This window comes from Kitasatospora sp. NPDC023120 (assembly GCF_055560835.1).
In genome coordinates this window covers 250,189-263,686 of the sequence record NZ_JBVHHY010000001.1, presented here as the reverse complement: position 1 = coordinate 263,686, position 13,498 = coordinate 250,189, and the positions used below count along the sequence as shown (strand labels likewise).

12 protein-coding genes are annotated in these 13,498 nt (G+C 73.7%); 2 read left to right on the top strand and 10 right to left on the bottom strand.

Annotated elements, in window-relative coordinates; translation table 11 throughout:
- Positions 1–50: 50 nt before the first annotated feature.
- From ACZ3TI_RS01280 to ACZ3TI_RS01245, 8 genes are all read right to left on the bottom strand, one after another.
- Positions 51–2,111, bottom strand: coding sequence for an NADH-quinone oxidoreductase subunit 5 family protein (locus ACZ3TI_RS01280; RefSeq protein ID WP_465722066.1), 2,061 nt, complete (start codon positions 2,109–2,111; stop codon positions 51–53).
- Positions 2,108–2,482: an NADH-quinone oxidoreductase subunit NuoK gene (gene nuoK / locus ACZ3TI_RS01275; protein ID WP_396549074.1), complete on the bottom strand. Its 375-nt coding sequence runs from the start codon at positions 2,480–2,482 to the stop codon at positions 2,108–2,110. Before nuoK ends, ACZ3TI_RS01280 begins: the two co-directional genes overlap by 4 nt.
- Positions 2,482–3,198, bottom strand: coding sequence for an NADH-quinone oxidoreductase subunit J family protein (locus tag ACZ3TI_RS01270; protein WP_465722063.1), 717 nt, complete (start codon positions 3,196–3,198; stop codon positions 2,482–2,484). Before ACZ3TI_RS01270 ends, nuoK begins: the two co-directional genes overlap by 1 nt.
- Positions 3,195–3,758, bottom strand: coding sequence for a NuoI/complex I 23 kDa subunit family protein (locus tag ACZ3TI_RS01265; RefSeq protein WP_465722062.1), 564 nt, complete (start codon positions 3,756–3,758; stop codon positions 3,195–3,197). Before ACZ3TI_RS01265 ends, ACZ3TI_RS01270 begins: the two co-directional genes overlap by 4 nt.
- A 73-nt stretch (positions 3,759–3,831) precedes the next feature.
- Positions 3,832–4,791 carry an NADH-quinone oxidoreductase subunit NuoH gene (gene nuoH, locus ACZ3TI_RS01260; protein ID WP_465722060.1) on the bottom strand — a complete coding sequence of 320 codons (960 nt, stop codon included), beginning with the start codon at positions 4,789–4,791 and terminating at the stop codon, positions 3,832–3,834.
- Positions 4,788–5,909: an NADH-quinone oxidoreductase subunit C gene (locus ACZ3TI_RS01255; protein WP_465722059.1), complete on the bottom strand. Its 1,122-nt coding sequence runs from the start codon at positions 5,907–5,909 to the stop codon at positions 4,788–4,790. The genes nuoH and ACZ3TI_RS01255 overlap by 4 nt, the downstream gene beginning before the upstream one ends.
- Positions 5,906–6,589: an NADH-quinone oxidoreductase subunit B gene (locus ACZ3TI_RS01250; protein ID WP_465722058.1), complete on the bottom strand. Its 684-nt coding sequence runs from the start codon at positions 6,587–6,589 to the stop codon at positions 5,906–5,908. Before ACZ3TI_RS01250 ends, ACZ3TI_RS01255 begins: the two co-directional genes overlap by 4 nt.
- Complete coding sequence (locus ACZ3TI_RS01245) at positions 6,580–6,996, bottom strand: NADH-quinone oxidoreductase subunit A (RefSeq protein ID WP_465722056.1); 417 nt, start codon at positions 6,994–6,996, stop codon at positions 6,580–6,582. The genes ACZ3TI_RS01250 and ACZ3TI_RS01245 overlap by 10 nt, the downstream gene beginning before the upstream one ends.
- A gap of 368 nt (positions 6,997–7,364) precedes the next feature.
- Between ACZ3TI_RS01245 and ACZ3TI_RS01240 the strand changes: the two genes are divergently transcribed.
- The gene (locus ACZ3TI_RS01240; RefSeq protein WP_465722499.1) at positions 7,365–8,537 is read left to right on the top strand and encodes a sensor histidine kinase; all 1,173 of its coding nucleotides are present in this window, start codon (positions 7,365–7,367) and stop codon (positions 8,535–8,537) included.
- A 139-nt stretch (positions 8,538–8,676) separates the two neighbouring features.
- Here the strand turns inward: ACZ3TI_RS01240 and ACZ3TI_RS01235 are convergent, their stop codons facing one another.
- A complete protein-coding gene (locus tag ACZ3TI_RS01235) occupies positions 8,677–9,765 on the bottom strand; it encodes a S1C family serine protease (protein WP_465722498.1) in 1,089 nt (362 codons plus the stop codon).
- 219 nt (positions 9,766–9,984) lie between these two features.
- On the opposite strand from ACZ3TI_RS01235, the gene galE reads away from it, so the two are divergent.
- Positions 9,985–10,971, top strand: a complete 987-nt coding sequence (galE, locus tag ACZ3TI_RS01230) for a UDP-glucose 4-epimerase GalE (RefSeq protein ID WP_465722054.1) — start codon at positions 9,985–9,987, stop codon at positions 10,969–10,971.
- A 34-nt stretch (positions 10,972–11,005) separates the two neighbouring features.
- Here galE and ACZ3TI_RS01225 read toward each other — a convergent pair whose 3' ends face one another.
- Positions 11,006–13,402 carry an outer membrane protein assembly factor BamB family protein gene (locus ACZ3TI_RS01225; protein WP_465722052.1) on the bottom strand — a complete coding sequence of 799 codons (2,397 nt, stop codon included), beginning with the start codon at positions 13,400–13,402 and terminating at the stop codon, positions 11,006–11,008.
- Positions 13,403–13,498: the final 96 nt, after the last annotated feature.

The following is a 13,498-nucleotide window of genomic DNA, read 5'->3' as shown; positions in this document are numbered from 1 at the left end:
CTCCTTGGTGCGACGGCGGTCGAGGGAACGGAGGTGGAGGACAGCACCGGCTACACCGCCACCAGGACGGCCAGCAGGACGACGGCGGCCAGCAGGGCGCTGAGGTAGGTCTGCGCGTTGCCGGTCTGCGCGAGCCGGACGGCCCGGCCGAGCAGGTTGGCGCCCACCCCGGTGCCGCGCACGTAGGTCTCGACGACCTCGCGGTCGAGGAAGCGGACCAGTCGGGCGGCGCCGATCACCGGGCGGACGAACAGCGCCTGGTACAGCCGATCGACGCCGAAGCCGTGCCGGGCGGGGCCGAACAGCGGGCCGAGCAGGGTGCGCCCGGGGTCGGCGACGATCACCTCGGCGGCCGGGGCTCCGGCTTGCTCGGGCACCCGGCCGACGGCGGCCGGGGCCGGCCTGCCGGTGCCCAGCCGGGCGGTCGCCGAGCGCCAGGCGCCGTACGCCGCGAGCATGCCGACGACGGCGAGCCCGGTGCCGGTGACGGCGGTGACCCCGGAGGGCCGCAGCGTGCCGCCGTCCAGCAGCGCGGGCAGCCAGTCCGAGCGCAGGCCGGCGACGCCGAAGCCCATGGTCGGGACGGCCAGCACCCAGAGCGGCCAGCGCATCGCGGGCGGTTCGGCGGTGCCCGGGTCGGCCTCGTCCAGCTCCGGCGAGTACGGCGCGTCGGCCTCGTGGTCGGCCACGACGGTGGCCCGGTCGGCTTCGGGCAGCACCTGCGGTGCGGCAGCGGCGGCACCGGCCGGGCTGTGGAAGGCCACCAGGAAGAGCCGGGTCGCGTACGCGGCGGTGAGCAGTGCGGTGAGTGCGGCGGAGATCAGCACGATCCACCCGGCCGCCTCCGGCACCGCCGAGGACGGGCCGAGCCCGTTGGTGAGCGCCTCGCCGTTGGCGGCGTGCTCGGCGGCGGTCAGCACCGCCTCCTTGCTGAAGAAGCCGGAGAACGGCGGCAGCCCGATCAGGGCGACCAGCGCGATGCCCATCGTCCAGTAGGCGTCCGGGACGCGCTTGCGCAGCCCGGGGATCCGGGACATCGCGGAGATCGAGTTGGTGTGCGCGGCGTGGATGACCACACCGGCGGCCAGGAACAGCAGCGCCTTGAACGCGCCGTGGGTGACCAGGTGGAAGACGGAGGCCTCGCGGTCGCCGCTGGCCAGTGCGCCGGCCATGTAGCCGAGCTGGCCGACGGTGGAGTAGGCGAGCACGCGCTTGAGGTCGTCCTGGGCGAGCGCGCACAGCGCCGAGCCGATCATCGTCACGGCGGCCATCACGGCGAGCACGACCAGCGCCGCGCCCGACAGCAGGAACACCGGCAGCAGCCGGGCGACCAGGTAGATGCCGGCCGCGACCATGGTGGCGGCGTGGATCAGCGCGGAGACCGGCGTCGGGCCGGCCATCGCGTCCGGGAGCCAGGTGTGCAGCGGGAACTGCGCGCTCTTGCCGGCGACCCCGGCGAGCAGCAGCAGCGCGATCAGGGTCGGGTGGCCGAGCCTGCCCTCGCCGGCGGCGGCCAGCACGTCCGGGATCCGGAAGCTGCCGGCGTCCGCGCCCAGCAGGAAGATCCCGAACAGGAACGGCACGTCGCCGAGCTTGGTGACCAGGAAGGCCTTGAGCGAGGCCGAGCGGGCGTCGGCGCTCTCCCAGTGGTGGCCGATCAGGAAGTACGAGCAGAGGCCCATGACCTCCCAGCCGACCAGCAGCACGATCAGGTCGCCCGAGTAGACCACCAGGAACATCGCCGCGGTGAACAGCGAGACCAGCGCCGCGTACGAGGGGTAGCGCGGGTCCTGCTTCAGGTACGCGGTCGAGTAGACCTGGACGCAGGTGGCGACCAGGCCGACCAGCACCGAGATCAGCGAGCTGAAGCCGTCCAGGTGGAGGGCGAGCGCGATGTCCGGGCCGCCGGTCGGGGTGAGCCGCGTGGCCGCGTCGAGGGTCTGGCCGGTGCCGAGCTGGAGGGCGACCACCAGGGCGAGCACGGCCGATACGGCGACCGGGACGATCGCCAGTGGCCGGGCCAGCCCGGGCGCCTTCTTCCCGGTGGCAAGGGTCGCGGCCGCGCCGAGCGCGGGCAGCGCGGGGACGAGTGCGGGCAGGGCGAGGTTCATGCGGCGGCCTGGCCCTTCAGCGCCTCGGCTCCGTTCGGCGCCTCCTCGACGGCGAGCGACTCGGCCGGGTCGCCGAGCGCGGTCGCCCGGTCGATGTCCGCGGTGCCCCGGGCCCGGAACAGCAGCAGGACGATGGCGAGCCCCAGCCCGATCTCGGCGGCGGCGACGGTGATGGTGAACAGGGTGAGCGCCTGCCCGGCGTGCAGCGAGTCGCGCAGCCAGGCGTCGAAGGCGACCAGGTTGAGGTTGACGGCGTTGAGCATCAGCTCGACGGACATCAGCACCAGGACGGCGTTGCGCCGGGCGAGCACGCCGTACACACCGACGCTGAACAGCAGCGCGGCGAGGACGACGGGGTAGGCGAGGTGCATCAGCTCTCCTCCTCCGGGGCCCCGGCGACCGGGGCCTCGGCGACGGGGGCAGCGGGCGCGGCGGTTCGGGGCGCCGTCGCGGCGACCGTCCCGTTCGACCCGACCGGCCGCCCGGCGCGCAGCTTGCCCGCCCGGGGTGCCGGCACCCGCCGCTTGTTCCCGCGCGACAGCACGATCGCGCCGACCAGCGCCGCCAGCAGCAGGACGGACAGCGCCTCGAAGGGCAGCACCCAGTGCCGGAACAGGCTCGCTCCGGTGACGGCGGCCGAGCCGCCGCCCGCGCCGAGGTCGACCCAGGAGGTCCGGAAGGCGTCGACCACCAGGGTGACCAGCGTCCCGGCCGAGGCCAGCGCCACGGCCAGGGCCACCCAGCGGTTCTTGGAGTCGGCGTCCGGCGAGCGCCCGATCGGCGCCTTGGTGAGCATCAGCCCGAACAGCACCAGGACGACCACCGAGCCGAGGTAGATCAGCACCTGCACCCAGGCGATGAACTCGGCCGTGAGCAGCAGGAACTCCACCGCCAGCCCGCCGAGCGCGACCACCAGCCAGAGCGCGGCGTGCACCAGCTGCTTGGTGGTGACGGAGACCACGGCCGAGCCGAGCACCGCGATGCCGACCAGCAGGAAGACGATCTCCTGCCCGGTCGGGGACAGGAACGAACGGGCGGCCGGCTCCAACGAGCCGGTCGCCGCGAGAAGCGTGGCGGCAGTACTCATGCGTCGTCACCCTTCCCTTCCGAAACCTCCGCCGCAGCGGCGGCAGCGGCCAGCTTGTCCGCCGCCTTGCGCGCGGTGCCGATCTCCTTGGGCTCCTCGGCCGCCGGGTCCAGCGCCGGCGGTGCCGGGACGGTCCACATCCACTCGCGGAGCTTCTCCCGCTCGTGGGTCAGCTCGTGGATGTCGGTCTCGGCGTACTCGAACTCCGGCGACCAGAACAGCGCGTCGAAGGGGCAGACCTCGATGCAGATCCCGCAGTACATGCAGAGCGAGAAGTCGATGGCGAACCGGTCCAGCACGTTGCGGGTGCGGGCCCGGGCGTTCGGCTCGGCGGCCGGCAGCGTCTCCTTGTGGGAGTCGATGTAGATGCACCAGTCCGGGCACTCGCGCGCGCAGAGCATGCACACCGTGCAGTTCTCCTCCAGCAGCGCGATGACGCCGCGCGAACGCGGCGGCAGCACCGGCTGCACGTCGGGGTACTGCGCGGTGACGCTCTTCTTCGTCATCGTCCGCAGGGTCACCGCCAGGCCCTTGGCAAGCCCGACACCGGGAAAACTCATGCGCCCGCCTCGCTTCGCTCAGCAGGGGCATTCGCCCGTACGCCCCTAACGATGATTCGCTCGCTTCGCTCGCTCATGAGATCGCCACCTTGATGATGCCGGTGAGGGCCAGCTGGACCAGGGCGAGCGGGATCAGCACCGTCCACGCGAAGCGCATCAGCTGGTCCTCGCGCAGGCGCGGGTAGGTGACCCGCAGCCAGATGACCACGAAGGCCAGCGCGAAGGTCTTGAGGATCATCCAGAGCCAGCCGAGCCGGTCCGGCATCGGCCCGTGCCAGCCGCCGAGGAAGAGCACCGCGGTCAGCCCGGACACCACGAGGATGCCGACGTACTCGGACAGCAGGAACAGCGCGAACCGCAGACCGGTGTACTCGGTGTACGCGCCGAAGATGATCTCCGAGTCGGCGACCGGCATGTCGAACGGCGGGCGCTGCAGCTCGGCCAGGCCGGCCGTGAAGAACACGAACGCGCCGATGATCTGCCAGGGCAGCCAGTACCACTGCCAGGAGTCCACGATCCCGGGCAGGGAGAGCGTGCCGGCGGCCATCGCCACCGAGGCCGCCGCCAGCACCATCGGCAGCTCGTACGACATCAGCTGCGCGGCCGTCCGCAGACCGCCGAGCAGCGAGAACTTGTTCGCCGAGGCCCAACCGGCCATCAGCTTGCCGATCACGCCGACGCCCATCACGGCCAGCACGAAGAACAGCCCGGCGTCGATCGCCTGGCCGACGAAACCGTTCGGGCCGACCGGGATCGCCAGCAGCACGAAGAGGTACGGCAGCAGCGAGACGGCGGGCGCCAGCTGGAAGATCCGCCGGTCCGCCCCCTCCGGGACGATGTTCTCCTTCTGCGCGAACTTCACGCCGTCCGCGACGAGCTGCGCCCAGCCGTGGAAGCCGCCCGCGTACATCGGACCGAGCCGGCCCTGCATGTGCGCCATGACCTTGTGCTCCGTCTGGCCGATGACCAGCGGGAAGACGAGGAAGACGACGAGGGTCGCGACGCAGCGCAGCACCGTGTCGAGCAGGTTCACGCGCCGTCTCCGTCCCGGTCGGCCGGGGCGGCCGCCGTCTCGTCCTTCTGCTCCGGCTCGGCCGGCTGCTCCGCGGGCTCGTCACCCGAGGGCTTGCCGCCGGACGGCTCGTCGCCCGAGGGCTTCTCGTCGTGGGCCGGCACCGGGTTGTGCCAGGGCGCGTCGGAGGACGACGGCCGCGCGGGAGCCGGACGGGACGGCTTCGGCTCCTCGGCGGTCTGGCTGACCGACCCGTCGGAGACCGACCTGGTCCGCCGCGGCCGGTCCGCGCGCACCGCGGGCGCCTCCTCGACGGGAGCACCGGCAGCGGCATCGGGAGCACCGGCATCGGGAGCAGCGGCATCGGGAGCCGCCTGGCTCGCCGACCCCTCCGACACCGAGCGCGTCCGCCGCGGCCGGTCCGCCCGCACGGGCGCACCCTCGGCTGCAGCACCACCCGCAGCAGCCCAACCCGCAGCAGCCCCACCGGCAGCGGCAGCCGCCGCCCGGGGCGTGCGCGCCGCGGCGCCCGCCGCCCGCGCACCGCGCGCGGGCCGCTCGGCGACCGGCGGCAGGGTGCCCTTGAGCGGGCCCCACTCGTTCGGGTCCGGCACACCGGCCGGCTGCATCTTGCGCCGGGCCGGCCCACCGCCGTGGTCCGACTCGCCCGGCTCCTTGGCGCCCGGCCAGTCCTTGGCGACCCGGGCCGCGAGCACGAACTCCTTGCGCAGCGGGTGGCCCTCGAAGCCGTCCGGCAGCAGCAGGGTGGCCAGGTAGGGGTGTCCGGGGAAGTCGATGCCGAACATCTCGTGGGTCTCGCGCTCGTGCCAGGCGGCACCGGCGTAGACCGGGACGGCGGTCGGCAGCGCCGCCTTGTCGCGCGGCACCCGGGTGCGCAGCGCGAGGTGGCGCACCGCGTGCCCGTCGGGCGAGGCCAGGTGGGCGACCACGGAGAAGCCTTCGGCGAGCTCGTCGACGGCGCTCAGCCAGTCGAAGAAGCCCAGGCCCAGGACGTCGCGGGCGTTGGTGAGCGCCTCGATCCAGTGCTCGGCCGGGACGTCGACGGTGATCAGCCCGTACGCCTCGGCGCCGGTCGCCCACTCCCCGACCGACGCCGCGTACTGCTCGGCCGCGCTCACGAGGCCCCTCCCTCACTCGATGCCCCCGCCGAGGAACCGGCCGACGTACCGGACGGAGAACCGGCCGAGGGCCCCGGCACCAGCGGACGGCGCAGCGCCGCCGCGGGCGCGGTGTAGCGGCCGGGCAGGGACTCCTCGGCGATCTTCTCCTGCAGCTTGAGGATGCCCTGGAGCAGCGCCTCGGGCCGGGGCGGGCAGCCGGGCACGTAGACGTCGACCGGGATGATCTGGTCCACGCCCTTGGTGACCGAGTACGAGTCCCAGTAGGGCCCGCCGGAGTTCGAGCAGGCGCCGAAGGAGATGACGTACTTCGGCTCGGGCATCTGCTCGTAGAGGCGCTTGACGGCGGGCGCCATCTTGTCGGTGACCGTCCCCGAGACGATCATCAGGTCGGCCTGACGGGGCCCGGGCGCGAACGGAATGACGCCCATCCGGATGAAGTCGTGCTTGGCCATGGACGCGGCGATGAACTCGATCGCGCAGCAGGCCAGCCCGAAGTTGAAGCACCAGAGGCTGTAGCGGCGGCCCCAGTTGAGCACCACCTTGACCGGGTCCGGCGCGAGCCGGGCCAGCGGTCCGATGCCGCGGCGCTCGACGGCGCCGGGGCGTGCGGGGTCCGGCAGTCCGAGCGGGACGGGACCGCCCTGGGAGCCGTGCGAGTGGGAGTGCGTCACGTCCATTCCAGAACGCCCTTCTTCCAGGCGTAGAGCAGCCCGACCGCGAGGAAGCCGATGAAGAGGAACATCTCGATCAGCGTTCCGGCGCCGTACCCGGCGGCGGCGAAGACGGTCGCCCACGGGAACAGGTAGATCGCGTCGACCGCGAAGATCACGTACAGGAAGGCGTACACGTAGTAACGGATCTGGGTGTGCGCCCAGTCCTCGCCCACCGGGTCCACGCCGCACTCGTAGGCGAGCAGCTTCTCAGGCGAGTGGACCACCGGCCGCAGCAGGCGGTTGGCGGTGAACGCCACGACGACGAAGAGCACCCCGACGACGGCCAGCAGGCCCATCGCGGCGTACGCGTCGAAGTAGCCGCTGCCGACCGCCGGGTCGGCCGCGACGGCAGCCGCGTGCTGCCCCTCCATGCCTTCGCCTCCACCTCGGGTCGTGGATCCGCCCCTCAAGGCAGTTCTACGACGTTTCCTCGCTCGGACCTAACCGCGGTCATGATCACGATCACAATCACGGCCAATGCGTGAGTCTAAGGGGACGGCTCCGCTCCACCCGAACCCTGCCCACTCCACAAGACGGCACGTGGACACCCCGGAGAACACCCGGCGACCGGGACGGGGGTGGGGATAACCCCCGGCCGGGAAGATGTATCACCCCCATGGCATCCACCGCCCCCGGTTCGGGAAGCTTGGTCCAGCCGCACGATCAAGAGGGACGGTAGATCCGGATGAAGCCGCTGCACCGCCGCGCCGTGGACGCCATCAAGGAGCAGGACGCCCGGATGGAGCGCCCGCCGCTGTACGGCGCGCGGATGTGGCGCCAGGCCGGGCAGCTCATGCTGAACCTGCCGCTGGGCATCGCCGGCTTCGTGCTCGCCGTCGTGACGCTCTCGGTCGGCCTGGGGCTGTCCGTCACCGTGATCGGCCTGCCGCTGCTGGCCGGCGGGCTGGCCGCCCAGCGTTCCCTGGGCGCGCAGGGCCGCCGCCGGGCGCGGACGGCGTACGGCTCCCGGATCGACGAGCCGGAGCCGGTGCGCCCGCGCCGCCCGGGCACGGTCGGCTTCACCATCGCCCACCTCACCGACCTGCTGAACTGGCGCACCGCGCTCTACAACGTGCTGATGCTGCCCTGGGGCATCCTCAGCTTCACCCTGACCCTGGTCTCGATCGTGGTGCTGTGGCCGGTGCTGCCCTGGGCGATCCGGGGCATGGCCGCGATCGACCGGATCCTGATCGAGTCGCTGCTCTTCCCGGGCGCGCTGGCCGAGCGGGTGCGCGAGCTGGAGGACGACCGCGGCACCGTCGTCGACACCGCCGCCGCCGACCTGCGCCGGATCGAGCGCGACCTGCACGACGGCGCCCAGGCCCGGCTGGTGGCGCTGGCGATGGACCTCGGCATGGCCAAGGAGCGGCTGCGCGAGGTGGAGACCGAGGACGACATGGCGGCCGCCGCGAAGATGGTCGACAACGCGCACGGCGAGGTGAAGCTGGCCCTGCAGGAGCTGCGCGACCTGGCCCGCGGCATCCACCCGGCGGTGCTCACCGACCGCGGCCTGGACGCCGCGCTGTCCGCGGTCGCGGCGCGCTGCACCGTCCCCGGCGGGGTCAAGGTGAACGTGGACCTGAACGGCCGGGACGGCGAGCCCGAGCGCCCGGACTCGGCGGTCGAGGGCATCGCCTACTTCACCGTCAGCGAGCTGCTGACCAACGTCTCCAAGCACGCCGGCGCCCGCACCGCCTCGGTCGACGTCTGGCGGGCCACCGACCAGCTGATGGTGCTGGTCCAGGACGACGGCAAGGGCGGCGCGGCCCCCTACCCGGGCAGCGGCCTGGCCGGTCTGGCCGAGCGGATCCGCGCGGTGGACGGGGTCTTCCTGGTGGACAGCCCGGCGGGCGGCCCGACCACCGTCACCATCGAGCTGCCCTGGCGCACCCGCACCGCCCGCGCCCGCTGATCCGCCGTGAACGGCACCGGATGCCACCAGGGGGCCGGGCCCCCGTCGAGGCAGTGACGGGAGCCCGGCGCCGGTCCGGTACGGCGGCCGGCCCGCGGAACCCTTGCGCGGCGTGCGGCCCGGCGGCGCCGCACCGGGGTTACGGGGTTTCCAGCGTGCCGAGGGTGACGTCGGCGGTCTTGGTGTTGCCGTCCCGGGTGTAGGTGACGGTCACCTTGGTGCCGGGGGTGAGCGAGGCGAGCGCGGTGGTGAGCGCGTTCAGCGAGTCGACCGGGGTGTCGCCGATCTTGGTGATGACGTCCCCGGGCTGCAGCCCCGCAGCGGCGGCCGCGCCGCCCGGGCTGACCGTCACGATCACCGCGCCGGCCGGCTGGAACTGCTGGTCGAAGGCGGTCCGGGCGGTGATGCCGAGCGCGGCGCGGCCGGAGTTGGTGACCTTGCCCTGCTTGATCAGCTGGTCGGCGATGTTGGTGATGGTGGACGCCGGGATGGCGAAGCCGATGCCGGGGGCGGCCGCGCCGTTGGTCTGGGGCTCGGTGGCGGCCAGCGTGTTGATGCCGATCACCTGGCTGTCCAGGTTGACCAGCGCTCCACCGCTGTTGCCCGGGTTGATCGCGGCCGAGGTCTGCACCATGTTGGCGATGGTGGCGCCCGGTGAACCGCCGCCCTGGGGCTCGGAGACGGTCCGCCCGGTGGCCGAGACGATCCCCTGGGTGACGCTGCCGGCGAGCCCGAGCGGGCTGCCCATGGCGAGGGTGATCTGGCCGAGCTGGACCTTGCCGGAGTCGCCGAAGGTCGCGGGTTTGAGCGCGCTCGGCGGGCTGTTCAGCCGGATCACCGCGAGGTCGGAGTCGGGGTAGCTGCCCACCAGGCCGGCGTCCAGTGCCTTGGTGCTGTTGGCGAGCAGGACGGTGAAGGTGGTCGCGGAGCCGACCACGTGGGCGTTGGTGACGATGTCGCCCTTGTCGTCGTAGACGATCCCGGAGCCGAGGCTGTCGCCGGTGGTGATCTGCACCACCGAGGGCAGCACGTCGGCGATCACCTTCTGGTACGCGTCCTGCAGCTGGTTCCCGCTCTGCGCGGGGGCCGAGGAGGCCTGCTTTTTTCCGGCGGAGCCGGACGGGGCGGCCGTGGGCGAGGACGGGGAGGACGCCGAGGAGGAGGAGCCGCTGCTGCACCCGGCCAGCGTCAGCGCGACGGCCACCGCGACCGCCCCTGCCGCCCGCAGCCGGGTGCGCGCCGCCTTGGGTCCGGTCGGACGCGGCCCGGCCGGCACGGGGCGGGTGTGGTCCTTCTTGCGGCTCACCTGGCTGCCTCCGATTCGTCACCACGCCGCGGCGCGGGCATGAGGGCACGGAAATCTTTGTCAGCATTTCACCGGTTTGTCCGTTCCGCCGGTCGGACTCGCCCGAAAAGTCGACTCGAACCGACGCCTAGGATTCGCCGCATGACTTGGTTGATCACCGGCGGAGCCGGATACATCGGCGGGCACGTCGTCCGCCAGCTGCTGGACGCCGGTGAGCGCGTCGTCGTCCTGGACGACCTGAGCACGGGCGACGCGTCCCGGCTCCCGGCCGGCGTCCCCCTGGTCGAGGGCTCCACCCTGGACCGCGCCGTCCTGGACGCCGCGATCCGCGAGCACGGCATCGAGGGCGTCCTGCACTTCGCCGCCAAGAAGCAGGTCGGCGAGTCGGTCGAGCAGCCGTTCCTGTACTACCGCGAGAACGTGATCGGCCTGCAGACCGTCCTGGAGGCCGCCGCCGAGGGCGGGGTCAAGCGCTTCCTGTTCTCCTCCTCCGCCGCCGTCTACGGCATGCCGGACGTCGACCTGGTCACCGAGTCCACCCCCTGCGCCCCGATGAGCCCGTACGGCGAGACCAAGCTGGCCGGCGAGTGGCTGGTCGCCGCGGCGGGGAAGGCCCACGGCATGTCCACCGTGGCCCTGCGCTATTTCAACGTGGCCGGCGCCGCCTCCCCCGAGCTCTCCGACGCCGGGGTCTTCAACCTGATCCCGATGGTCTTCGAGCGGCTCACCGCCGGACAGGCCCCGCGCGTCTTCGGCGCCGACTACCCGACGCCGGACGGCACCTGCGTGCGCGACTTCATCCACGTCTCCGACATCGCCTCGGCGCACGTGGCGGCCGCCAAGCGGCTGGCCGCGGACCCGGCCGGGGCCACCACGCTGGTGCTCAACATCGGCCGCGGCGAGGGCGTCAGCGTCCTGGAGATGCTGGCGGTGATCGGCGAGGTCACCGGCTACGACACCACCGCCGAGGTGACGCCGCGCCGCCCCGGCGACCCCGCCCGGGTGGTGGCCTCCGCCGACCTGATCCACCGCGAGCTGGGCTGGAGCGCCCGTCACGGCGTCAAGGAGATGGTGGCCTCCGCGTGGGACGGCTGGTGCAGCCGCCACCCGGAGGCCCGCAGGGGCTGAGCCCCCGGCCCGGCGCGGCGGTGTCCGCCCCCGCTCAGCGGGCGGGCACCGCCGTGCCGTAGAAGGCGTCCAGCGCGTACACGCAGCGGTCCTTGGAGCCGACGAACACCCGCCCGCCGACCGCCACCGGCGAGCCGGTGAGCTCGCCCTTGGTGCCGAGCTCCCAGCGCAGCTGACCGCTCGCCAGGTCCAGGGTGTGCAGCGAGTGGTCGCGGCTGCCCAGGTGCACCAGCCCGTCCGCCACCGCCGGGGAGCCGACGATCTCGCCGCGCGCGGTGTAGCGCCAGCGCTCCCGGCCGGTCGCCGCCTCGAAGGCGTACAGCACCTCGCCGCTGCCGACCAACACCATGCCGTCCCCGACCACCACCGGCTCGGCGCCCTGGCGGCTGCCGGTGACCCCGCGCCAGCGGTCCGTGCCGGTGGCCGCGTCCAGCGCGTAGACCGTGCCCAGGTAGTCGGCCACGTAGACCGCGTCGGCGTCCAGGGCCGGCGGGGTGAACAGCACCACCGGGGCCTCGAAGCGCCAGCGCTCCGCCCCGCTGGCCGCGTCCAGCGCGTACACCCGGGTGCCGGCCGTCACGTACAGCACGCCGCCGCGCTCGACCGGGTGCGAGGGCACGTCCTCGCCGACCGGGAAGGACCAGCGCAGGCCGGCGCCGCGCGGGTCCACGCAGCGCAGCCGGCCGGAGCCGTGGTAGTAGGCGGCGCCGCCGACCAGGGTCGGACCGGACTGCGGGTTCTCGTAGTCCTGCTGGGCGTCGTCGGCGCGCCACAGCTCGGCGCCGTTGGCCGCCGAGCGCAGCTGGACGCCACCGCCCCTGATGCCGCAGCAGAGCACGCCGTCGGCGGCGGAGAGCGAGTAGACCCAGCCGTCCAGCGAGGTGCGCCAGCGCTCGGTGCCGTCCGCGGCGTCCACGGTGTACAGGTGCGGGCCGTCCGCGGCGTGCACCCGGCCGGCGTCCACCGCGAGCGCCCAGGCGACGTCCCGGGTCTTGTAGCGGCGCTCGCCGGAGCCGATGTCCAGCGCGTGCACCTCGAAGCTGGAGACGAAGAGCGTGCCGTCGGCGACCACCGGGGTGCCCCAGACGTCGTTGGACATCCGGAACCGCCAGGGCCGCCAGCGGGCGGCCGGGACCGGCGGGGGCGGCGGGGTGGGCGCCGCCCGGCGGACCCAGTCGGTCGCGGCGGGGGCGGTGTTCGGACCGGGCTGCTCGTGCTCGGCCCGCGGCCCCGGGCCTATCCGCACCGAGGCGCCGGACAGCTGCACCTCGACGGCGCCGCCGCCGGTCGGCGCGCGGTGCCGGTTCGGGGCGGCGAGCTTCGCGGTCGGGATCTCGGCGTCGGAGGCCGGGCCGGCGAGCGGCGCGGTGTGCACCGGACCGGCCGGCGGCTGCGCGTGCCGGCCCGGGTTGGTGCGCGGGTCGGCCGGCCCGTGGGCCTGCGGCGGGACCTGCGGGTGCGCGGGCGGCGCCTGCGGGTGCGCGGGCTGCTGCGGCGGCTCGGCCGGGCCCTGGGGCGGGCGGGGCGGCGGCGCGGTCGGACGTCGACCGCGCTTGCGCTCGATCAGGTCCAGCGCGTTGGTCGGCAGCCAGTCCCCGGCCTCGCCGGAGGCGTCGTCCCGGGAGAAGAGGTGCGGGGCCAGCTCGGCCTGGATCTGGGCCGGGGTGGGCCGGCGCTCGGGCGCCTGCTGCATGCAGGCCCGGACCAGGTCCATCAGCTCCGGCGGCATGCCGGTCAGGTCCGGCTCCTCGCGCAGCAGCTGGAACACCGTCTCGACCGGGTTGGAGCCGCGGTAGGGCGGGTGTCCGGTGGCGCAGAAGACCATCAGCGAGCCGAGCGAGAAGACGTCGCTGGCGCCCCGGACGGTCCGGCTGTCCCGGGCCTGCTCGGGGGACATGTAGGCGGGGGTGCCGACCGCGACGTTGGTCATGGTCAGCCGGGTGCTGGAGACCCCGGCGGCGATGCCGAAGTCGATCACCTTCGGGCCGTCCTCGACCACCAGGACGTTGGAGGGCTTGAGGTCGCGGTGGATCAGCCCGGCCGCGTGGATGGACTGCAGGGCCTCCGCGATGCCGGCGACCAGCCAGCGGGTGGCGTCCACCGGCAGCGGGCCGCAGTCCTCGACCAGGTCCTCCAGCGAGGGCGCCGGGATGTAGGCCGTGGCCAGCCAGGGCACCCGGGCGTCCGCGTCGGCGTCCACCACGGCCGCCGTGTAGAAGCCGCCGACCGTCTTGGCCGCCGCGATCTCCCGGGCGAAGCGGACGCGGAACAGCTCGTCCTCGGCCAGCTCCCCCCGGACGGTCTTGATGGCCACCCGTCGCCCGGACGCGGACCGCGCCAGGTAGACCAGCCCCATCCCACCCGCGCCGAGCCGCCCCAGCACCTCGAAGGGCCCGATCCGCCTCGGATCGTGCGCCGTCAGCTGGTCCACTCCGCTGCCACCTCCCCGTTGTCCGCACCCGCCGCGTGGTGCCGGACCCGATTCTCCAATGCCGCCCGGCGCATCTCCAACATCCCCCGCCCGGAG